Origin of the sequence: Frankia canadensis (genome assembly GCF_900197875.1) — a bacterium.
Lineage (GTDB): Bacteria > Actinomycetota > Actinomycetes > Frankiales > Frankiaceae > Frankia > Frankia canadensis.
Genome location: NZ_FZMO01000542.1, coordinates 1 through 21,429, shown reverse-complemented (window position 1 = coordinate 21,429; position 21,429 = coordinate 1). Strand labels below are relative to the sequence as shown.

Here is a 21,429-nt window from a genome sequence, read left to right as displayed (position 1 = left end):
GATAATCAACGGTGTTGACGTCGAGGCGCGCTCATGATCAAGATCCCGGGTGCGGGTGGGTGCTGACTGATGCCCCGTTCTCGGCCGCGCGATTGCCCGTGCAGATCACCGGGCAGGCAGCCGTAGGCGGGCGGCCGGTCCGCGCCGCATCGCGGTGGGTACCCGCCACGATCGGTCCGATCCGCAGTGCTCATGTGGCTCAACGGAGGTGCACCGTGCCGATGCCCCCGACGCCGGCGTCCGTACGCCGAATCGTCCGGTCGGTGACCGCACGGCGCGGTGCCGCGCCCGTGGACGTGTCACGTGTCGGCGCCGATGGTGCGGGTGATGGTCGTGACGGCGGTGGAGGCGCAGGCGGCGCCGCGGGCGGCGGGCAGGTGCCGAGGGTGGTGGTCGTGGGCAGCGGGTTCGCCGGCCTGCGGCTGCTTCGGCGGCTGGAGGGATTGCTGCCCGCCGATGCCGCGCGGCTCACGGTCGTCTCCCCGGTGGATCACCTGCCTTACACGTCGCTGATGCCCCAGGTCTGTGCGAGTTCGGTGGAGCCGCGGCATCTGGCCGTGGCGACCCGCGGGGCGCTTCGGCGCACGGTGCTGCGGCTGGGCCATGCCGTGGCGGTGGACACCGAGTGGCATACGGTGACGGTCCGTGGCAACGACGGAACGTTGACCGTACTCGGCTGGGACCGGCTCGTGCTGGCGCCGGGCTCGATCACCCGCACCTTCGACATCCCCGGGGTGCGTGCGCACGCGATCGGGCTGAAGAACCTGACGCAGGCCGTCTACCTACGTGATCATGTTCTGCGGCAGCTGGAGACGGCGGATGCCGCGCCCGACGGCGCGCAGCGGCGCGCGCTGTGCACGTTCGTGGTCGTCGGCGGCGGCTACACGGGCACCGAGCTCGTGGCGCAGATGACCCGGTTCACCCGGCGCGCCGCGGCCAACTACCCGCGGCTGCGCGCGGAGGAGATCCGATGGGTCCTCGTCGACCACGCCCCCGCGATCCTGCATGAGCTCGCACCCGCGCTGGGACGGCGGGCGGCGCGGGTGCTCGCCGAGCGCGGCGTGGAGATCCGGCTGCGCACGGCGGTGACCGAGGTCGGCGAGCGCACTGTCCGCCTGCGGGGGGCAGGCGACGCGGACCGCGACGAGGAGACGATCGAGACCCGCACGGTGGTGTGGTGCGCGGGCGTCGACCCCAGTCCGCTGATGGCGACGCTCGGGTTGCCTACCGTCCACGGCCGGCTCGTCGTGGACGAGTTCTTCCGGGTCGCGGGGGTGGACGGACTGTTCGCGCTCGGCGATGCGGCGGCCGTCCCGGACCTGACCCGAGCGGGCGCGCCGGCCGGGCAGACCGCCCAGCACGCGGTCCGCCAGGCCGGGGTGGCCGCGCGCAACGTGGCCGCCTCACTGGGCCATGGCACCATCCGTCCCTACCGGCATCACGACCTCGGCTTCGTGGTCGACCTCGGCGGACGTGACGCGGTGGCCAACCCCCTGGGACTGACCCTGCACGGCCTGCCCGCCGTGGCTGTGACCCGCGCCTACCACGCGTACGCCCTCAACAACGGTTCCAACCGGGCGAGGGTCCTGACCGACTGGATCCTGGACCTGGTCATCCCCCATCAGATCGTGCAGCTCGGCTTCGCCCGCGGCCAGCGTCCGGGCATCGCGACCGCCGAGGAGACCAGCGTCTACCCCGGCGGTCGCGCGCCGGGCGGGCAGGAGCCCGCCGCCATGACGCCGCCCCCGCACGAAGGTACGAGTCGGCCGGAGGATGCCGCCGCGCGGGACACAGCCTGCGGCACCGTCGCCGACCGCGGGACTCAGGCGGCTCCGCCGGCGCCCGCCGCCCAGCCCGCGCCCGCCGCTGCCCCGCCGACCGGGACCGGATAGGCGACGCGGAGCAGCCTGCCGCAGGCGGCGGTGTTCGAGGCCTCCTGCGGCAGACGGGGATCGACGTCGCTGCGGGCACCGCCGCCGTAGCGGCCGTCGCGATCGGGGTCGACGCCGTGCTGTTCGATGACTCCGTCGCCCGCGCGCAGCTGGGCGGCGATCCGTGGCGTGAGGGTGATGGCCCGCTCGTAGCCGGCGTCGCCGACAGGGAAGCGGTCCAGCGCGTAGGAGCTGTCCGGACTCGTGTCGCCGCGGGTCGTCAGGGATACCGCGATGGGCCCGACCGTCTTCTTCGCGTCCGCCGAGCGGACCTGGCCGTCGACCCCGCCGCCGGTCGCATCGGGACCAGGGCAGGTGTGGCTGGCCCCGATGTGGAGGTGCTGGGCATGAGCCAGCCCGGGGGCGAGGCCGTGCGTGACGATCCGGATGTGCAGCACGTCTGCGCGCAGGACGGCGGTGGCGCTGCCGCGCGCCCCCGAGTGGTTGACCGGGCCGATCTCGGCGTGCAGGTACGCGGGCGCGCCCACGTCGGCGCCGTCGGCGGCCGACGCGGTCGCCGCCCCGCCAGGCCGGGCGGGATGTGGCGCGCCAGCCGGCTGCGCCGCCGCGACGGTCGCGGTCAGGCTCGCCGGGGCGGCCGCGTGGACGCTGGTGAGGACGGGGATGAGGGCGAGGGGAAGCAGTCCCGCGCCGATGCCGCAGAGAACCGCCCGCGGGATGGTCGTACGAGGACCGGAGCGCATCCGCAGTCTCCTGTTCCAATGATCGCCGCCTGCCCTCGGCGCCCACGGGCGTCAGGGGTGGAGCCATCGCGGCTGTCGGGTTGGTGTCACTGCCTGGTAGCCGTCGATGACGGACCCGGATGTCATCCTTGGATGACGTTGTGCAGGTGTCGGCAGAATCGGTCGCCGACGGGTCGGTCGTCTCATCGGCGGTGGTGGATGGCCCGTCCGGAGCAGTCGGTCGCCGATCTCACCCGTCCTGGCTGCGCATCGCGATGTGGGCGCTGCGTAGCGTGGCGCTCTCAGCCAAGGGCATGGGGCCGGATCCGTCAACGCGATGATGGGCCGGCGATCGGCCCAGGCCTCGGCTGGTCCGCGAGTGTGAGACCGGCCCGAGCGGGGGAGAGCACGTGTCGACCGACGGGTGGGGGAGGCGCGGCATGGCGCTCGGCGGCCGGATGGACCGGGCGCAGCGCCGACACCGTGGCATCGGCTTCGTCATCGCGGTGCTGTACAAGTTCGGCGACGACCAGGGCGGCTACCTCGCCGCCCTCATCACGTTCTACGCGTTCCTGTCCCTGTTCCCGCTGTTGCTGCTCCTGACCACCGGGCTGGGCTTCGTGCTGCACGGACACCACCATCTGCAGGAGCAGGTCGTCAGTTCCGCGCTCAGCCAGTTCCCGATCATCGGCGATCAGCTGCGCGACGACGTGCAGGCCCTCAGAGGCAGCGGCGCCGCCGTCGCCATCGGGGTGCTCGGCGCCGTGTACGGCAGCCTGGGGGTGGCCCGGGCGATCGGCAACGCGCTGGACACCGCCTGGGCGGTGCCGCGCCGGTCACGGCCCAACCCGTTCTTCGCCCGCGTGCGCAGTCTCAGTCTCATCGGCCTGCTCGGGCTCGGCGTGGTGATGACCACGGTGCTGTCCACCGTCACCACCGGCGCGTCCGCCTTCGGCCGGCTCGCCGCCGGGTTCCAGGTCCTCGCGGTCGCGATCTCCACCGCCGGCAACGCGGGACTGATCCTCGCGGCGTTCACCGTGCTGACGGCCCGATCCGGCCGGGTGCGGGAGAACCTGCCGGGTGCCGTGTTCGCCGCGGTCGGGTGGCAGGCCGTCCAGACCCTCGGCAGCTACTACATCGCCCACCAGCTCAAGGGCTCGACCCAGGTGTATGGCCTGTTCGGGCTGGTCCTCGGCCTGATGACCTGGTTGTACTTCCTCTCGGTCGTGGTCGTGGTGGGCATGGAGATCAACGCGGTGCGGGCGGGCCGCCTGTACCCCCGGGCGCTGCTGACGCCCTTCGTCGACGACGTCGACCTCACCGATTCGGACCGGCGGGCCTACACCTCCTATGCCCAGGCCGAGCAGTTCAAGAGCTTCCAGCGGGTCGATGTCACCTTCACCAGCCAGCCCTCGTCACCACCCGTCCCCGACCAGCCCGCACCCGCGCGCGCCCAACCGGAGCGGGAGGTCGACCCGGCTGGGCCCGCTCCGGCCGAGGCGCCGTCGGCTCAGCCCACGTCGGCTCAGCCCACGTCGGCTCAGCCCTCGTCGGCTCAGCCCTCGTCGGCTCAGCCCTCGTCGGCCGAGGCCCCGCTGGTGGTGTCCTCGCCGGTGGTGTCCCCGCCGGGGGTGTTCCCGCCCGTAGACGACATCGCCCCGCGTGCCGGCGGTGCGCTTCCCGAGGCCGCGCCCACGGACGGGTGAGCGAGCACGACGCGGACGGCCGTCGTCGGGCCACTCAGGTGGCGGGGTCGACCGAGCGCGGTCGCGGATCCGGGTCGTCGGGTAGCCGGATCGGGGCGATCAGCACGGTGCCGCCGGTGCGGTGACCGCCGATCAGGGCCGGCCACAGACCGTCGTTGACGCAGGTGCGGGCGAGGGCGCTGGCCCAGTCGGGCGGGGCGGCGAGGGAGAGGAAGCGGGCCTCCCCCGGATCGCCGCTGAGAACCACGTGCGCGCCCACAAGAGCGTGCCGCAGGGCCCGCTGTCGGGCGGCGGGCTGCGTGGCGGCGGCCGTCCATTCGACCGCGTCCATGCGCGGCTGCCAGCCGGAGGTGTTGACCAGCTCGACCCGCAGTCGGATCAGGCCAGGAGCGCCGCGCTCGACGCCGGCGCTCAGCCGCAGCTCACCCCGTCCCGACCAGGTGTCCCAGGCGACTCTCGTCCGTTCCTCGCCTGCCGCGATCTCCCGCACGCTGCGGCCGGGTGGGGCGTGCAGCGTCACGGTGTGCGAGGCCGCGTCGCCGCGACCATGGCCCGATCCGGGGGTGCGGACCGGTTCCCACGGGCTTGGCCGGGCGGCGCTCGGGTGCGGCAGCCAGCCGCGCGACCAGCCGGCGGCTGGCCCAGGCAGCGGCTGTGGGCGCGCGGCCAGCAGGTCCGCGACGACGACGTCCCGCTCGACCTCGCGCGCCAGGAACTTCACGCGCCGGCCAGCGGGCCGGGTGCCGGCATCGTCTCCCCATGTCTCGCCGTCACCCGGCTGGCCGAAGGCGACCAGCGGGTCGTCCGTGCCCGTCGGGGTGGTGGCGTCGGGCGGGATGCCCGGTGCGCGTCGGGCGTCGCCGAGGCCATGGCGGACGGGCCGCGGCCCGGCGGCATGGTGCAGGACGGGCGGCGGGGACGGCAGCCCGGCCAGGCTGGTCAGCTGCAGCCAGCGTGCGCGGACGTGCACCACCGCGTCGACGTCCGCGGCCAGCAGGCACTCCGCGTGGGCGTATGCCCGTTCCCACGGGTGGCGGGCGGCGTACGCCGCGGGCATCAGAACCCCGGGGCCCCGGCCCGCCTCGGCCGCGACCACACCGCTCGTGTCGACCGCACGCGCCCGGTAGACGGTCGCGTCCGCGATCGTGACCGCCCGGTTCAGCGACGTCCCTGTGGTTCTCATCGCAGCTCCTCTCCGTCGGGTCCGCCGGGACATCCGGATGGCGGTCGGCCCCAGGGGATCAGGCGGCCCGTTCGCCCGGCCGGCTCGACGCCCCGTCCGATCGGGCCAGCCACGCCCGGACGCGCACGGCCGGTGAACCTCCCGGGCGGTCTGTCCGGCAGAGCGACGGCGTGGGCCGGGCCTCACAGGACGCCGACGGCGGTCCCCGCGTGGATCAGCACCGTGTCACCCGGCTGTGCCGCCACGAGCACGAGGCTGATCTCCTGCGTACCCGCGGCCGCACGGACCAGCGCGTGGTCGCCGGGAAGGAGGCGCACGACCTCCGCCTCGAACACGTCCCATGGCCCCGAGAGAAGCCCCGCGGCTGCGCACAGGGGCGCCGCGGGTTCCGCGTGCGTCGCGGCCGTCGCCGCCTCCCAGGCGCGCAGCCGCTCGGCGGCCGTCCCGCTCTGCCGAATCCGTCGCTGCCGGCGCTGCTCGGTCCGTTGCCGAGCGCGGCCTACTGTCGTTTCCATCCGATCCTCACCCCCAGGTCGGACCTCTCGGGCAACCGTACGACCACGCGGGGGAGCACACCACCGGAGGACGGATGGCCGTGCACGCTGCGTGTCTCGGCGTCCCGGGGTGAATCGGGGGACACCCGCGGCCGGCGGGTCCGATTCCGCCACCGACGCCGGTGTGCCCCATCGGGCACCATGGGTGGGGTGGGCATCGGCATGACGGCGGACGACGAGAGCGTCGAGCGGCTGTGCACCCTGGTCGCGCCCGGCGGAGTGACCGTCGTCAGCGGAGCCGGGATCTCCACGGACTCCGGGATTCCGGACTATCGAGGCCCGAACGGGGCCCTGCGCCGGCACACACCGATGACCTACCAGGAGTTCACCCGCCAGCCGGGCGCCCACCACCGCTACTGGGCCCGCAGCCACGCCGGCTGGCGGCAGGTCGCCCGCGCGGAGCCGAACGCGGCCCACCGTGCGGTGGCTCGCCTGGAGCAGGCCGGGCTCGTGACCGCAGTGGTCACCCAGAATGTCGACGGTCTGCACCAGCGGGCCGGCTCCCGACAGGTGATCGACCTGCACGGGAGCCTCTCCCGCGTGATGTGCCCGGACTGTGGCCTGGTCAGCCCGCGCCACGAGCTCGACAGCCGGTTGCGGCGGGCCAATCCGGACTACCACGTCGGCGGTGCCCCCACCAACCCCGATGGTGATGTCACGCTGGCGGAGGAAACGATCGCCGGGTTCGTCATGGTCGGCTGTCTGGCCTGCGGCGGCGATCGTCTGGAGCCGGACGTGGTGTTCTTCGGCGCCACGGTGCCCCGGCCCCGCGTGGCGCGCGCGATGGGACTGATCGAGAGTGCCAGGGCCCTGCTCATCCTCGGCTCGTCGCTGACGGTGATGTCCGGCTATCGGTTCGTCCTGCGTGCCGCCGAGCTCGGCATTCCCGTCGCGATCGTCAACCAGGGGCCCACCCGTGGCGACGCGCGGGCCGCGGTGCGCGTCGACGCCCCCCTCGGCCTCACCCTCCCGCGGCTCGCCGCCGTGCTCACGGGATCGGCCGCGTCGGCCAGGAAGGTGGCCCCTGCCGGTCCTGCCGGTCCTGCCGGTTCTGCCGGTCCTGCCGATTCCGCTGGGACTGCCGCCTCGGTCGCGTCCGCCAGCACCGACGGTCCGCCGTCCTGATCCGCGTCCGACGTCCGGATCACACCTCCCCCTGCCCGCCCGAACAGGGGAGTGACCAGCCGGGCTGTGAGGATAGGACGATGCGACCGGTCTCCTCCCGTCCCCCCGGCGATCTGGCCTTTCGCGCCGCCACCGACTCGGCGGCCGACGTCGCCGCGGTCGTCGAGCTCGTCGAGTCCGCCTATCGGGGGGAGCCCAGCCGGGCGGGGTGGACCACCGAGGCGGACCTCGTCGCTGGGCAGCGCACCAGCGCGGCCGAGGTGCGCACCGCCCTGACCGACCCGCACAGCACGGTCCTGCTCGCGGTGGAGGACACCGGCGCCCTGGTGGGCTGCTGCCACGTGGAGCGCCGACTCGCGCCGGCGGACCATCCGGCCCGCTCGGGCGATCCAGGGGCCCAGACGGGAGATGCGGGCGGCCAGCAGGGTGATCCGGGCGTCGGAGCCAGGCGTGACACTGGCCGGGATGCGCCCGAAACCGCGGCGGTGGGGGCCTACTTCGGCATGTTCGCGGTGCGACCCACCCGCCAGAGCGGGGGCGTCGGCGCCGCGCTGCTGGGAACCGCCGAGCGACACGCGGTGACCACCTGGGGGGCCGGTTGGATGGAACTGCTGGTCATCGCCCAGCGCGGCGAGCTGATCGACTGGTATCGCCGCCGCGGCTACCTGTCGACCTCCCGGACCCGACCGTTCCCGTACAACGACCGAAGGTTCGGGGAGCCGCTGCGACCCGACCTGTACTTCGTGGTCCTGCGCCGGACCCTGACTTGACCGCTCCCGTCGCTCCCGTCGCTCCCGTCGCTCCCGTCGCTCCCCGGGCCGGACGGAGGCCACCGCGCCCGGCCACCACGGCGGGCGCGGCATCGATGTCCGATTCCCGCCAGCGCGGCGCCCGGCCGGCGTCGACAGTGGGGACATGACGACGGAGCAGGGCCGTTTCGACGCGGTGGCCAGCAGGGACGCCCGGTTCGACGGAACCTTCTACTTCGCGGTCACCACCACCGGCATCTACTGCCGACCGAGCTGCCCGGCCGTGCGTCCCAGGCCGGAACACATCCGCTTCTTCCCGACGGCCGCCGCGGCCCACCGCGCCGGCTTCCGGGCGTGCCGGCGCTGCCGGCCCGACACCGTGCCGGGATGCGCCCAGTGGAACGTGCGGGCGGACGTCGTCGGCCGGGCGATGCGGCTGATCGGTGACGGCGTCGTCGACCGGGAGGGTGTCGGCGGGCTCGCCGCCCGACTGGGCTACAGCTCCCGGCAGCTGCACCGCCATCTCACGGCGGAGGTGGGCGCGGGCCCCCTCGCCCTGGCCCGGGCGCAGCGGGCGCACGCCGCGCGGCTGCTGCTGCAGACCTCCGAGCTGTCGGCCACCGACGTCGCGTTCGCCGCAGGGTTCGCGAGCGTGCGCCAGTTCAACGACACCATCCGCATGGTCTACGCGGCGACGCCGCGGGAGCTGCGTGACACCCGGGCCGTGCCGCGCGAGGGTCGCCAGCCGGATCACGGTGAGGGGCCCGAGCGGACGGGGCTCGTCGTCCGGCTGGGCTATCGGCCGCCGCTGGCGATCGGAGACCTGTTCGACCATCTGGACCGCCGCGCGCTGGCCGGTGCCGAGGAGATCGTCGGCGAGCCGGGTCGGCGCCGCTACCGGCGGACCCTGCGGCTGGCCCGCGGGCATGCCATCGCCGAGGTGGACGAGTCGTCGGTGGACGCCGGCGGTGGCGATGCCGGTGGCGGTGGCGCGAACGGGACCGCGAACGGGACACTGCGCTGCCGCCTCGTCCTGTCCGACCCGCGTGACCTCACCGCGGCCGTGGCCCGGGTGCGGCGGCTGTTCGACCTTGACGCCGACCCGCACGCCGTCGCCGAGCGGCTGCGCGCCGTTCCCGCCCTGGCCCCGCTCGTGGCCGCCAGGCCGGGGCTGCGCACCCCTGGCGCCGTCGACCCTCATGAGCTGGCCGTGCGGGCGGTGCTCGGCCAGCAGGTCTCGCTGGCCGCGGCCCGTCGCCTGGGCGCGGCGCTCGTCGCCGCCCACGGCGAACCGCTGGCAGCGGCGGACGGCGGGCTGACCCACCTGTTCCCGGAGGTCGCCGTTCTCGCGGACGCGGACCTGAGCGCTCTGGGGATGCCGGGGGCTCGACGCGACACGCTACGACGGCTGTCCGTGGCGCTCGCCGACGGCCGGGTCACCCTCGACGTCGGGGTGGACCGCGACACGGCCGACCGGGCGCTGCGCGCGGTGCGCGGCATCGGCCCGTGGACGGCGGCGTACGTGCGGATGCGCGCGCTCGGTGATCCTGACGTTCTGCCCGTCGGCGACGCCGCGCTGCGCGTGGCGGCCCGCGGTCGCGGCATCGACCTGCGCGACACGAGCGGCTGGTCACCGTGGCGCAGCTATGGCACGCAGCATCTGTGGACCGGGGGCGCGGGCGGGCGCGGCCCTCGCGTGGTGGCCGCGTACCCCGACAGCACTCGTGATGGCGATCCGGTTCCGGGGCACGGTACGGGAGAGGAGACCGTTCGATGACGCTTTACACGACGATGCCCAGCCCGCTGGGCGAGCTGCTGCTGGCAGGCACCGACTCGGGCGATGGCGCCGACGGCGTGGCGCTCACCTCGCTGAGCATGACCCGCCAGCGGGGCGCGGTGGCGCCGGCGGCGCACTGGCAGCGGGCGCGGGAGCCCTTCGCCGAGGTGGTCCGCCAGCTTGACCGGTACTTCGCCGGCGAGCTGCGGGAGTTCCGCCTGACGCTGCGCAGCCACGGGTCGCCGTTCCAGGAACGGGTGTGGCGGGAGCTGGAGGCGATCCCGTACGGCACGACGATCAGCTACGGCGCGCTCGCCGCGCGGATGGGTGCCGGCCGGCGCGACGCGCGGGCGGTTGGTACCGCCGTCGGCGCGAATCCGCTGCTGCTGATCCGGCCCTGCCACCGGGTGATCGGTGCCGACGGCGCGCTGCGCGGCTTCGCCGCCGGGCTCGACCGCAAGGAGTTCCTGCTGCGCCATGAGGGCGCCCGCACGCCGGCCTTGGAGCGCGTCCCCGCCCGGCCCGTTCCCGATGCGCCGCCGGCGGTGGCGTGGGCGGCCCGGATCACCCGTACGCGCCGCACCGCATCGCGCGGCACCGCGGTACGCGAGGCCGCTGACCGGGCATAGTCGACCTCGGCCCCCGAACCCGCCCGCCCCGCACGGGTCGGCCGCGGGCGCGTGGGGCAGGGCCGGACCGGGCGACGATCGGAGCTGCCGATGACCACCACACAGGATCCGCACCTGTCCGACATCCGCGACGTCGAGCCGCTCACGCCGCAGGGCTGCGGCGAGTGTCTGCGCGACGGCGGCCGCTGGGTGCATCTGCGACTGTGCCTGACCTGCGGCAACGTCGGATGCTGCGACTCGTCGCCGGCACGGCATGCCAGCGCCCACGCCGCCCGGCACGGCCATCCGATCGTGCGCTCCTTCGAACCGGGCGAGGCCTGGCGCTGGTGCTACGTCGACCAGGCCTACGTATAGGCCCACGTCGTACAGGCCCACGTTGTACAGGGCACGTCGTACAGGGCCACGTCCAGGACCTGCGCGCGGGCCGGTGTCGGGTGGGTCGCCCTGGTGATGACCCCGGCGACCCCACCCGCGGGTCAGCCCTTCACACACAGCACCGCGCGCAGCTCCGCGACGATCTCGACCAGGTCCTCCTGGGCGGCGAGGACCGCGTCGATGTCCTTGTACGCGGCGGGGATCTCGTCGAGCACGCCGCGGTCCTTGCGGCATTCGACCCCACGCGTCTGGTCGGCCAGGTCCGCCACCGTGAAGGTGCGCCGGGCCCGGTTACGGCTCATAGTGCGGCCCGCCCCGTGGCTGGCGGAATGGAACGAGTCCGGATTACCGCGGCCGCGGACCAGGTAGGAACGTGTGCCCATCGAACCCGGGATGATGCCGAATTCGCCGTCCCGGGCGGAGATGGCCCCCTTGCGGGTGACCAGGACGTCCGCCCCGAAGTGATGCTCCTCGGCGACATAGTTGTGATGGCAGTTGACGAGCGCGAAGCCACGATCGCCCGCGTACGGACCGTGGCGCGGCGGCGTGGGCACCCGCAGGTCGGGCAGCAGGGTGCGCAGTGCCTCCACCGCGGCGGCGAGCATCGCGTCGCGGTTGCGCTGGGCGTAGGACTGGGCCCAGTCAAGGTCATGGCGGTAGGCCCGCATCTGCGGGGTGCCGGCGAGGAACACGGCCAGGTCGCGGTCGGGCAGGCCGGCGTTGTGCTCGAGCGTGCGGGCGACGGCGATGTGTGCCTCCGCGAGCTCCTTGCCGATGTTGCGGGACCCGGAGTGCAGCATGATCCAGACGGCGTCGTCGGTGTCCAGGCAGACCTCGAGGAAGTGGTTCCCGGACCCGAGCGTGCCCAGCTGCGCCATCGCCCGTTCCAGCCGGCCGGCGACGCGGGGATGCAGCTGGTCGAACGCGTTCCACAGGTCCGCCTGGCGGCGGGCGCGGGTCGTCGGCTGGGGATGGCGGGCCATCCCGACCGGGACCGCCGCCTCCAGCGCCGCGCGCAGGCCGCCCAGGTCGTCCGGCAGGTCCTCGGCGGTGAGGTTGGTGCGCGCCGCCGCCATCCCGCAGCCGATGTCGACGCCGACCGCGGCCGGCGAGACAGCGTCGCGCAGCGCGATGACGGAGCCCACCGTGGCGCCGTAGCCGAGGTGCACGTCCGGCATCACCGCGACGTGATGGTGGACGTAGGGCAGGGACGCGACGTTGCGCAGCTGGTCCAGCGCGGCGCTCTCGACCTCCTCGGGCCGGGTCCACAGCCAGATCGGATGCGCGGCCGCGCCGAGCGTCGCGACGGGGCTCATCTGATTCCTCCCTCCAGTAGGGAACATTCTCGAACGGCGCTGGCGGCACATGTCCGGATGGCGATTCCACGACGGTCACTCCGCCATGTGGCCACATCATCCGGCCGGATTTCCCCGCTGGGCCGTGCCACGCTTTCCGGATCCTGGTCGTCCGGATACTGCCGGACCTACTTGGGGCGAATCAACCGGGTCGGCGGCCTCGATCAGGATGCCCGATCCCCCCCAGCCGCGCGAATGAATTATTTCGGTGCGGCGGCGAGGACGTCCCGTCGCCGGGCCCCGGTGGGGGAGGCGCGAGGGGGTGCGGCCACCGGCCGGGCGTCTCAGCGCTGCCGGAGTCCGGGTGGTGGCAGGCGGGGGGCGGTGCGCAACAGGTCGAGCAAGGGCCTCAGCGGCTCGGGGACCGGTTCGGTGACGGTGCGCACGGTCCGCCGGCCCGCGTGATCGACCTCGAGGTGGTAGACGAAACGGTCCGCTCCTCCTGCTCCTGGCCTGGGTGTGGCGGGAGCGCCGACTCCGCCCGCGGTCGCGGGCCGGCCGTCCTCGTCCCGCAGCACCACCGCGACGAGCTCCCGCAGCCGCGCCGCCGCCGCCTCGGGAAGCTCGTCGGTGTCCAGGCCACGCCGCGTCGGGCGCCCGAGCAGGCCACCTGATCGTTCCAGCACCACACGGACGCGTCCCGGATCACCGGTCATGGCGCCATTGTGCGCCCCGGCGCGCCGGCACCGGGGGCGGTGGGTGGGTTCGGCCCGCGGCGGCGGGGTCGGGCTGCGGGGTGCCCGGGTCTCGCGAGGTCGTGGTGTGCCCCGGAACCCGCCAGGACGCGGGTAACCACCGGTGGCGGATGGCGGACCGAGAGTGTCGAATTCTTCGAGTGGGCGGTCCGCGTGGACAACGGAAATGTCCGCCTTACCCGCCGCCCGTCCAAGCCTGCTCCCAGTTTTCCTTCGGTTCACATTCGGGGTGATGTTTTTCGATGGTTTCCGATCGTTGGACGTCCAGGGATCGCTCGGGTGTCCGCCGGGTAGGAGTGACACGTGATTCGCGTACCGCGATCTGACGTTCACTCTGTTGCGAAACCGCTAGTGTCGAACCGGTATACCGCACTATTTTCGATGGTTTCCGATCGTAGGATGTCCTGCGATCCCCGGGCTGGGCAGGGGTAGTCGGCATGAATGTCGTACAGCGGCCGGACCTGATTGCCGGAAGGACGCCGCGCCGGTCGGAACCGGCCGCGGTGGCAGCGGCGGTACCGTCGCCCACCACCGCGCCGGTGACGGAGGCGGGCGCGGGAGCGGCGAGTACGGACGCGCCGGCCCATCCGGGCCCACCGCCTGCCTCACCGATGTCGACGGGTGCGACGGGTGCGACGGGTGCGACGGGTGCGGCGGGTGCGGCGGCACCGGCAGGCCCAGCGGCCGCCACGCAGACCGCCGTCGTCGCCTGGCCGGCTCCGGTGGGGGGCGCGCGTCCTCGGCGCGGGTCGTGCGCCGAGGACGAACTGGCCGATGCCGGCATCCGCCTGCTCGCCCCGGACGGCGCCCTGGTGCCCGACCCCCGCTTCGCGGTGCTCGCCGATCACGACCTGTGCCGCGAGTTCTACACGTCGATGGTGCTGGCACGGCGCCTGGACGAGGAGGCCACCGCCCTGCAGCGCCAGGGCGAGTTGGTGCTGTGGATCCCGCTGCGCGGGCAGGAGGCGGCGCAGGTCGGGTCGGCGCAGGCCGTGGGGCCGCGTGACTTCGTCTTCCCCAGCTACCGCGAGCACGCCGTCGCCTGGCACCGGGGCGTGCCGGCTGCCGAGGTGTTGCGGCTGCTGCGCGGCGTCAGTCACGACGGCTGGGACGTGACGGCGCACAACATGGCGAACTACACGATCGTCCTCGCCTCCCAGACCCTGCACGCCGTCGGCTACGGCATGGGCGCGCTGCTCGACGGGGCCGTCGGCACCGGCGATCCCGACCGGGACACGGCCGTGCTGGTGTACCTCGGCGACGGGGCGATGAGCCAGGGGGATGCGAACGAGGCGTTCGTCTGGGCGGCGAGCTTCGGGGCGCCGGTCGTGTTCCTGTGCCAGAACAACCAGTGGGCGATCTCCACGCCGAGCCGGCGGCAGTCCCCGGTGCGCCTGGCGCGCCGCGCCGACGGGTTCGGCTTCCCGGGGCTTCGCGTCGACGGCAACGATGTGTTGGCCATGCACGCGGTCACCGACTGGGCCCTCGCCCACGCGCGCGGCGGTGGTGGTCCCGTTCTCATCGAGGCCAACACCTATCGGATGGCACCCCACACCACCTCCGACGACGCGGGGCGTTACCAGCCCGCCGAGGAGGTCGCCGCCTGGCGGGCGCGGGACCCCATCGAGCGCCTGCGGCGGCTGCTGGCCGCGGACGTGGCGCAGGGCTGGTTCGACGAGGTCCGTGCGCACGCCGAGGACGCCGCCGCCGACCTGCGCCGTGACTGCCTCGCCCTCGACCCGCCGCCGCCGGCGAGCATGTTCGGCCACGTCAGCGCCGACGAGACCCCCGACCAGCGTGCCCAGCGGGAGTGGTTCACCGCCTACCGCGAGTCCTTCCTCTGATCCGTCGCGGTGCCGCGCGAGGTCGATCTCCAGTCCGCGCGGTCACCCGGATCGGCGTCGCGGCGCCCGGGCGCGGGCACGGGGACGAACGGTCCCGGCGGGTGGGCGACGTAGCGTGGGCGCGACGGGGAAGGCCGCCAGGACGAGCAGGGGGAGCACGGTGGACACGGTCGCTGCCAGCGAGGTCGACGGCCGCGTCGACGCACGGACGTTCACCTCGACGAACCCGGTGACGGGCGCGGTCGTCGACACCTTCGCGATCTGCGGGCAGGCTGAGGTCGACGCGGCGGTCGCCACGGCCCGGGCGGCGTCGGCGTGGTGGGCGGGGCTCGGGTTCGCCGGTCGCCGCGCGTGCCTGCTGGCCTGGGCGGCCCAGCTGGCCCGCGAGGACGCGCGCCTCGTCGACCTGCTCCACGCCGAGAACGGCAAGACCGCCGGCGACGCCCGCATCGAACTGGTGCTCACCAGCGAGCACATCCGCTGGGCCGCCCGCGGTGCCGGGCGGGTGCTGCGGACCCGCCGGGTGGTGCCCGGGCCGTTCATGGCGGGCCACAGCGGCCGGGTGGAGTACAGACCCCTCGGGGTCGTCGGCGTCATCGGGCCGTGGAACTACCCGCTGCTGACCCCCGTCGGGTCGATCGCCTACGCGTTGGCCGCCGGCAACACGGTCGTGTTCAAGCCCAGCGAGTTCACCCCGGCACTCGGTACCTGGCTCGCCCGGTCGTTCGCCGCGGCGAACCCGCAGGCCCCGGGTGGAGTGCTCGGCGTGGTCACCGGTTTCGCCGCGACGGGTGCCGCCCTGTGCGCCGCCGACGTCAACAAGATCGCCTTCACTGGCTCCGCCGCCACCGGGCGGCAGGTGATGGCTGCCTGCGCCACGCGTCTCACCCCGGTGATCATCGAGTGCGGCGGCAAGGACCCCTTCGTCGTCGCCGACGACGCCGACGTCGCCGCCGCCGCCCGGGCCGCCGCCTGGGGGTCGATGTCCAACGCCGGGCAGACGTGCGCGGGCGTGGAACGGATCTACGTCACCCGCGCGGTCGCCGAGCCGTTCCTCGCCGAACTGCGCCGCGCCCTCGATGGAGTGCGCCCCGGCGCCCGGCCGAACGCCGACTACGGGCCGATGACCATGCCCGGGCAGGCCGCCGTGGTGCGCCGGCACGTCGAGGACGCGCTGGCCCGCGGCGCGACGGCGCTCGTCGGCGAAGCGGCGTCGGTGGGGGACACCTTCATCGCGCCGGTCGTGCTGCTCGACGTGCCCGAGGACGCGCCCGCGGTGCGGGAGGAGACGTTCGGGCCGATCGTCACCGTGCGGGTCGTCGCCGACGTCGACGAGGCGGTCGCCCTGGCCAACGGCACCCCCTACGCGCTCGGTGCCACGGTCTTCTCCCGCCGCCACGGCGACGAGATCGCCTCCCGCCTCGACGCCGGCATGGTGTCGGTCAACGCGGTCCTCGCGTTCGCCGGCTTCCCAGCACTGCCGTTCGGCGGCAGCGGGGAGAGCGGGTTCGGCCGGGTGCACGGCGCCGACGGGCTGCGGGAGTTCGCCCAGCCGCGCTCGGTCGCCGTCCGGCGGGTGCCGATCCCGGGCACGACGATGACGACCTTCCGCCGCGCGCCCGGCCTGCTCGCCGCCGTCGCCCGCGCCAGCCGCCTGCGCCACGGCCGGGCGCCCCGTACCCCGCGCTGACCCGCCCGCGCCGCCGGACGAGCCTGGCGGTAGCTCGCGAGTCAGGTCAATGCGGGCGACATTGCGGCCATAGTCGCCGCTCGGCCGGCACCCGTCGAAGTCGGCATCTAGCGTGGTCGGGTCAACACGGAACCTGGGGGTTCTCATGACTCTACGTCGCGGACTTGCCGTTTCAGTGATGATCGGTGTGCTCACGCTGGTAGCCGGGCTCACCGGAACCGCCTCGGCGGCGTCATCGACACCAGCCACACCGACCGCACCAGTCCCGCCAGCCGCGGTGGGGGCGTCCGGTGTGCCCGCGCTGAGCGCCGCGAAGGCGGGGGCTGTCGTGCGCGCCGCCGGCTACACGCCGATCTCCTTCGGCGGCTACGACCCGGGCAACGACCTCAGCGTCATCGTCGGTCTGCTGTCGACGTCCGGGGACGGGCATCCGCAGCGTGCGTTCTTCTTCCACCGCGGGGCGTTCGTCGGCAACGACGCGGCGCAGCCGAGCGCGACGATCCGCTGGATCTGGTCCACGGACCGGGAGGTCGCCCTGCAGTACGACCTCTACCGCCCGGACGACCCGATGTGCTGCCCGACCGCGGGGGGCGCCACGGTGCGTTACCGGTGGACCGGTTCCAGCGTGACCCCGCTGGACGCGCTGCCGAACGCCAGCACGTCGGCCGCGGCGAGCCGCCGCTGAGCGCCGGCTCGTACGCGTGAGCGTCGGCCGACCGGGCGTGCCATGAGGCCGCCCGGTCGGCCACCTGTCGTGGTCTCGTCGGGTGCGTGGCGCCGTCGTCAGTGGCCTTCGGCGGCCTCGACCAGTTCGGTGAGGACGCCGCCGAGGCCCTTCGGGTGCAGGAAGGCGATCCGGCTGCCGGCGGTACCGTGCACCGGCGTCTTGTTGACCAGGTCGAAGCCGGTCTCGGTCAGCGCGGCTAGGGCACTGTCGATGTCGGCCACGCCGTAGGCGATGTGGTGGATGCCGGGGCCCCGCTTGGCCAGGAACTTCCCGACCGGGCTGTCCTCGCGCAGCGGCTCGAGGAGCTGGACGTAGGAGTTGCCGGCCTCGCCGCTGTGTACCAGCAGCATCGCCTCCCGCACGCCCTGGCGCTCGTTGTCCTCCTGGTGCACGACCTTGAGGCCGAACGCCTTCTCGTAGTGGGGAATGGCCTCGGCCAGTGACGCCACCGCGATCCCGACATGGTCGATCCTGCTCAGCACAGCGCTCTCCTTGTTCCGCCGACCCCGCGCCCCGCGGGTCCGTCTCCTCGATGCCGCCTCGCCGGGCGTCCTGCCGGCCCGTTCACCCCGTCACCCGCCCAGCTGGTCACGGCGCGACCGGCCGCGTCCGCCGGTGGGCCACGACGGCGTCCCCTCTCTGGTCCGGCCCTGCGGATGATGGTGCCTGAGCCGGCCGCCCCCGTGGCGCGTACCCGCCGAGCAGCCTGCCCGGTCGGAGCGTCGACGTCGACCGATAGCACGGTCGGGCCCCGAAGCTCCCCGTACGGAGCACGCGGCGGGGAATACAGCGACCCACCTCTGCGCAGCCTGTCCGGAACGTCGTAGAGTGGTCTGTTATCAGCCTTGATCCAGACATCGAGACACTACCGATAGGGTCACCTTGTCCACGACGCGTCGCGATCCATCCGCGTACCGCGCGGCCAGCTCTACCACCTATCAGATCGGTGAGGTCGCCGAGCGGGTCGGGCTGTCGCTGCGCACGGTCCGGTACTACGAGGAGGCCGGGCTGCTTACCACGGCCGGCCGTACTCCCGGTGGTTTCCGCCTCTACGGCGATGAGGCCGTGGACCGGCTGATGGTCATCAAGAAGATGAAATCCCTCGGGTTCACCCTCGAGGAGATGCGCTCGCTGCTGTCCGTGCGTGACGAGCTCTCCGATCCGGCCGTGTCCGACGCGCGCCGCGCCGAGTTGCGGGAGCTGCTGCGCACCTGGGTCGTGCTGGCCGAGGAGAAGCTCGCGACGCTGCGCCAGCAGGCGGGTGTCGCCGAGGACTTCGTCATCGGGCTTCACGGCGACGCGAACCGTTCGGCATGACACACTGCTAAGGGCTGTTCGGGCATCGGCGGGCGCGCGGGCGGGTGACGACGCCACGCACCTCCGGGCCCGACGGGGGCGTGGACTGCATCGACGGACGAAGCCAATCGGGTACGGTACGTAACACAGCAGGTCCTGGCGTTTCTGGCGTCGGCCGCCGCGGTGAATCCGGTGATTCGGCGCGTCGTCCGAGGTCGCGTCCGGTCCGGCGCGGCCCGTGCGGGGCGTGGCCGGCCCGGTGCCGGCTCCGGTGCTGATCCACCCGCGGTCCGTGATCACCAGGTCGTCGTCGCCTGCCGGTGGACACGGGCAGCCGAGGCACAGCCGCGAGATGTCCGAGCACCAGCCGCCACGTTTACCGTGATAAGGGTCGAATTGTCCACAACCAGCAGCGCCAGGTCCTCCGCCGCCGGCCGCTACGAGATCGGTGATGTCGCCACTCTGGTGACCCTGTCCCTGCGCACCGCCAGGTTCTACGAGCAGGCGGGGCTCCTGGTCGCGGTGGGACGCTCCGAGGACGGGTTGCCGCTCTACGACGACGACGCGCTCGACCGGTTCTTCCTGATCAAGAAGATGAAGCCGCTCGGTTTCACGGTCGAGGAGATGCGCTCCCTGCTCACCCTGCGGGAGGGCATCGGCAAGCCCGGGCTGACCGCGGCGCACCGCGCCGAGCTGCATGACCGGCTGCGGACCTGGGTCAGCCTCGCGGAGGAGAAGCTCGCCTCACTGCAGGAGCAGGTCCGCCTCGCCGAGGACTTCATGATCGGCCTTCGTGACGACGCGGCCCGCTCGCTGCGCGCCGACGGCGGCCACACCACCCCCGCAGGCGAGCAGCCTGACGCTCGCCGCGGCCCGGCCCGCGACGCCGAGGACGGGCCCCTCCTGCTCGACGACTCCTTCCTCTCCTTCCTCACCGACCCGCTGCGGGACGGCTACCTGCCCCGCAACGCCGATGCGGGCCAGCCGGAGAACCACGCGGACGAGGCGGGCAGCACCGAGGGGCGTGACGCCGACGGCGATCAGGACGGCGAGCGCCCCGGCACGCGCTGAACGGGCCGGCCGGGCGTCTTCACGGCGCGGTCGGCGTCCGCCCGAGGTGTCGACCAGCCGTCCCCGCGCGGCCAGGCGCGCCGCGAGCCGTACACGCGTTCCCCGGGGCGCGCTTGTCACCGCGGGCGGCAGGCGCCAAGGTCGTCTGCCCTGAGCAGATCTGCGACGGGCAGATCGGCGCCTGCGCGGCCGTTCCAGCGGCGAGGCTGGAGGTGCCGGCCCCGCCGTTCGCGGCGAGTCCCGAGCAGGCCGGCGGGAGGACACTTCTCATGATCGACAGATGGACGCCGACCGCGGTCACCGCGCCCGGGTGGAACTCCTCCGCCGTCGCGGCGACACCCGCGCCGGGCGGTGTCGACGACCAGGTGTACGGCCGGCTGCTGGAGAACCGGATCGTCTTCCTCGGCACCGAGGTCGACGACGACGTCGCCAACGCCATCAGCGCCAAGCTGCTGCTGCTCGCCGCCGAGCACCCGACCCGCGACATCTACCTCTACATCAACTCGCCGGGTGGCTCGGTGAGCGCCGGCATGGCGATCTACGACACGATGCAGTTCGTCGAGAACGACGTCGCCACCGTCGCGTTGGGCCTGGCCGCCTCCATGGGCCAGTTCCTGCTCTGCGCGGGCGCCGCCGGCAAGCGCTTCGCCCTCCCGCACGCGCGGATCATGATGCACCAGCCGCACGGAGGCATCGGCGGGACCGCCGCCGACATCTCCATCCAGGCCGAGCAGATGCTGCACACCAAGCGGGTGCTGCAGGAGCGGATCGCCGCCCACAGCGGCCAGAACGTCGAGCAGATCGAACGAGACTCCGACCGGGACCGCTGGTTCACCGCCCCCGAGGCCCGCGACTACGGCCTGGTCGACCACGTCGTCGCCCGCGTCGACGAGGTCCCCGGCGGCGGGCGCGCCGGCGGCATCGGCCCGCGCCGCGCCACCGGCAACGCCGGCTTCGGCGCCGAGGGCACCCGATGACCGCCACCGGCCGGGTCGCCGCCGGCCCCGGCGTCGGCGGTGTGGCAGCAACCGGTGGGGGTATCGCCGGGGACGGTCCGCGGGCGCGGCAGGTGCTGCCGAACATCGTCGAGCGCACCTCTCGTGGCGAGTACTCCATGGATCCGTATTCGAAGCTGCTCAAGGAACGGATCATCTTTCTGGGTGTGCAGATCGATGACGTGTCGGCGAACGATGTGATGGCGCAGTTGTTGTTCCTGGAGTCGGAGGATCCGGATCGGGATATCTCGATCTACATCAACTCGCCGGGTGGGTCGTTCACGTCGTTGACGGCGATCTACGACACGATGCAGTTCGTGCGGCCGGACATTTCGACGATCTGTATGGGGCAGGCGGCGTCGGCGGCGGCGGTGTTGCTGGCGGCGGGGACGCCGGGCAAGCGGTGCACGTTGGAGAACAGCCGGATCCTGATCCACCAGCCGTCCGCGCAGGCGCAGGGCCAGTCCAGCGACCTGGAGATCCAGGCCCGGGAGATCCTGCGGGTCCGCGCCCTGCAGGAGGCGATGCTCGCCCGCCACACCGGCCGCGCCGAGGACGAGATCCGCCGCGACACCGAACGCGACACGATCTTCAGCGCCGCCGAGGCGAAGGACTACGGCCTCGTCGACGAGGTCATCCTCAGCCGCAAGGCGTCCGCCTCACGCCGAATGTCCGGCGTGGCCTGACCCCGCCGCCGCGACCTACGCGAATCCTGATCGTCGGTCCGCCGTGCGTGCCGTTTCCCGCGGTGCGCACGCGGCCCACGCGAACTCAGACGACGAGGCGCGAGGAAGGGCACGTACGCCCTAGGTCTCACTTGGCGTGGGGAAGGTGAGCAGTGCGCGGGGGGATCCTGGCCAGGTCGTTCACTGGGCCGGTGTGGATGGTGAGGGGTGGGTCTTCGGGCTGTGTGCGGGCTGAGTCCCACGGTCGGACCGTGGTGTCTCGCATCCTTCATCAATCGGGTTGGTCTTCACCGCCTGAAGCGTCGCTTCCCAGGTTGCTTCAACCGATCAAGCTCGTTGGCGGTCCAGAGGGTGTCGG

20 protein-coding genes are annotated in these 21,429 nt (G+C 73.4%); 14 read left to right on the top strand and 6 right to left on the bottom strand.

The features are described 5' to 3' along the window. Positions 1 to 221: 221 nt before the first annotated feature. On the top strand, positions 222 to 1,892 hold the full coding sequence (locus tag C1A33_RS30390) for an NAD(P)/FAD-dependent oxidoreductase (RefSeq protein WP_423748168.1): 1,671 nt from the start codon (positions 222 to 224) through the stop codon (positions 1,890 to 1,892). Here the strand turns inward: C1A33_RS30390 and C1A33_RS30385 are convergent. Next, entirely contained in the window at positions 1,823 to 2,635 is an 813-nt protein-coding gene (locus tag C1A33_RS30385; RefSeq protein WP_101835619.1) for a CHRD domain-containing protein, read from the bottom strand. The two genes, C1A33_RS30390 and C1A33_RS30385, sit on opposite strands and share 70 nt — an antisense overlap. 389 nt (positions 2,636 to 3,024) lie before the next feature. On the opposite strand from C1A33_RS30385, the gene C1A33_RS30380 reads away from it, so the two are divergent. Continuing rightward, positions 3,025 to 4,320, top strand: a complete 1,296-nt coding sequence (locus tag C1A33_RS30380; protein ID WP_243408087.1) for a YihY/virulence factor BrkB family protein — start codon at positions 3,025 to 3,027, stop codon at positions 4,318 to 4,320. A gap of 34 nt (positions 4,321 to 4,354) precedes the next feature. On the opposite strand, the gene C1A33_RS30375 is transcribed toward C1A33_RS30380, so the two are convergent. Together C1A33_RS30375 and C1A33_RS30370 are read right to left on the bottom strand one after the other, a co-directional pair. Beyond that, positions 4,355 to 5,503 (bottom strand): hypothetical protein, encoded by a 1,149-nt coding sequence (locus tag C1A33_RS30375; RefSeq protein WP_101835617.1) that lies wholly within the window; start codon positions 5,501 to 5,503, stop codon positions 4,355 to 4,357. A gap of 182 nt (positions 5,504 to 5,685) precedes the next feature. Further along, positions 5,686 to 6,018 carry a HypC/HybG/HupF family hydrogenase formation chaperone gene (locus C1A33_RS30370; protein ID WP_115538036.1) on the bottom strand — a complete coding sequence of 111 codons (333 nt, stop codon included), beginning with the start codon at positions 6,016 to 6,018 and terminating at the stop codon, positions 5,686 to 5,688. Positions 6,019 to 6,198: 180 nt separating this feature from the next. On the opposite strand from C1A33_RS30370, the gene C1A33_RS30365 reads away from it, so the two are divergent. The 5 genes from C1A33_RS30365 to C1A33_RS30345 all read left to right on the top strand — a co-directional run bounded on the left by C1A33_RS30365 (position 6,199) and on the right by C1A33_RS30345 (position 10,691). Continuing rightward, positions 6,199 to 7,182, top strand: a complete 984-nt coding sequence (locus tag C1A33_RS30365; RefSeq protein ID WP_101835614.1) for an NAD-dependent protein deacetylase — start codon at positions 6,199 to 6,201, stop codon at positions 7,180 to 7,182. Between the two features lie 80 nt (positions 7,183 to 7,262). Next, entirely contained in the window at positions 7,263 to 7,952 is a 690-nt protein-coding gene (locus tag C1A33_RS30360; protein ID WP_101835612.1) for a GNAT family N-acetyltransferase, read from the top strand. Positions 7,953 to 8,097: 145 nt separating this feature from the next. Next, positions 8,098 to 9,708 (top strand): DNA-3-methyladenine glycosylase 2 family protein, encoded by a 1,611-nt coding sequence (locus C1A33_RS30355; protein WP_101835610.1) that lies wholly within the window; start codon positions 8,098 to 8,100, stop codon positions 9,706 to 9,708. Then, positions 9,705 to 10,337, top strand: coding sequence for a methylated-DNA--[protein]-cysteine S-methyltransferase (locus C1A33_RS30350; RefSeq protein WP_101835608.1), 633 nt, complete (start codon positions 9,705 to 9,707; stop codon positions 10,335 to 10,337). Before C1A33_RS30355 ends, C1A33_RS30350 begins: the two co-directional genes overlap by 4 nt. 90 nt (positions 10,338 to 10,427) lie before the next feature. Beyond that, positions 10,428 to 10,691, top strand: coding sequence for a UBP-type zinc finger domain-containing protein (locus C1A33_RS30345; RefSeq protein ID WP_101835606.1), 264 nt, complete (start codon positions 10,428 to 10,430; stop codon positions 10,689 to 10,691). A gap of 122 nt (positions 10,692 to 10,813) precedes the next feature. On the opposite strand, the gene C1A33_RS30340 is transcribed toward C1A33_RS30345, so the two are convergent. Next, entirely contained in the window at positions 10,814 to 12,028 is a 1,215-nt protein-coding gene (locus C1A33_RS30340; protein WP_101835604.1) for an RtcB family protein, read from the bottom strand. Positions 12,029 to 12,351: 323 nt separating this feature from the next. Continuing rightward, a complete protein-coding gene (locus tag C1A33_RS30335; protein WP_101835602.1) occupies positions 12,352 to 12,723 on the bottom strand; it encodes a protealysin inhibitor emfourin in 372 nt (123 codons plus the stop codon). 542 nt (positions 12,724 to 13,265) lie between these two features. Between C1A33_RS30335 and C1A33_RS30330 the strand changes: the two genes are divergently transcribed. From C1A33_RS30330 to C1A33_RS30320, 3 genes are all read left to right on the top strand, one after another. Beyond that, complete coding sequence (locus tag C1A33_RS30330) at positions 13,266 to 14,606, top strand: thiamine pyrophosphate-dependent enzyme (protein ID WP_243408086.1); 1,341 nt, start codon at positions 13,266 to 13,268, stop codon at positions 14,604 to 14,606. A gap of 160 nt (positions 14,607 to 14,766) precedes the next feature. Further along, complete coding sequence (locus C1A33_RS30325) at positions 14,767 to 16,296, top strand: aldehyde dehydrogenase family protein (RefSeq protein WP_207770573.1); 1,530 nt, start codon at positions 14,767 to 14,769, stop codon at positions 16,294 to 16,296. A gap of 178 nt (positions 16,297 to 16,474) precedes the next feature. After that, the gene (locus C1A33_RS30320) at positions 16,475 to 16,981 is read left to right on the top strand and encodes an LppP/LprE family lipoprotein (RefSeq protein WP_243408085.1); all 507 of its coding nucleotides are present in this window, start codon (positions 16,475 to 16,477) and stop codon (positions 16,979 to 16,981) included. A gap of 98 nt (positions 16,982 to 17,079) precedes the next feature. On the opposite strand, the gene mce is transcribed toward C1A33_RS30320, so the two are convergent. Then, the gene (mce, locus tag C1A33_RS30315; RefSeq protein WP_101835596.1) at positions 17,080 to 17,505 is read right to left on the bottom strand and encodes a methylmalonyl-CoA epimerase; all 426 of its coding nucleotides are present in this window, start codon (positions 17,503 to 17,505) and stop codon (positions 17,080 to 17,082) included. A gap of 400 nt (positions 17,506 to 17,905) precedes the next feature. Here mce and C1A33_RS30310 point away from each other — a divergent pair, with 400 nt between their 5' ends. The 4 genes from C1A33_RS30310 (at position 17,906) to C1A33_RS30295 (ending at position 21,071) form a co-directional block, all read left to right on the top strand. After that, positions 17,906 to 18,340 (top strand): MerR family transcriptional regulator, encoded by a 435-nt coding sequence (locus C1A33_RS30310; protein ID WP_101835594.1) that lies wholly within the window; start codon positions 17,906 to 17,908, stop codon positions 18,338 to 18,340. 375 nt (positions 18,341 to 18,715) lie between these two features. Beyond that, the gene (locus tag C1A33_RS30305) at positions 18,716 to 19,390 is read left to right on the top strand and encodes a MerR family transcriptional regulator (RefSeq protein WP_101835592.1); all 675 of its coding nucleotides are present in this window, start codon (positions 18,716 to 18,718) and stop codon (positions 19,388 to 19,390) included. Between the two features lie 269 nt (positions 19,391 to 19,659). Continuing rightward, a complete protein-coding gene (locus C1A33_RS30300) occupies positions 19,660 to 20,367 on the top strand; it encodes an ATP-dependent Clp protease proteolytic subunit (protein ID WP_101835590.1) in 708 nt (235 codons plus the stop codon). Next, positions 20,364 to 21,071, top strand: a complete 708-nt coding sequence (locus C1A33_RS30295) for an ATP-dependent Clp protease proteolytic subunit (RefSeq protein WP_243408084.1) — start codon at positions 20,364 to 20,366, stop codon at positions 21,069 to 21,071. Before C1A33_RS30300 ends, C1A33_RS30295 begins: the two co-directional genes overlap by 4 nt. The last annotated feature ends 358 nt before the right edge of the window (positions 21,072 to 21,429 follow it).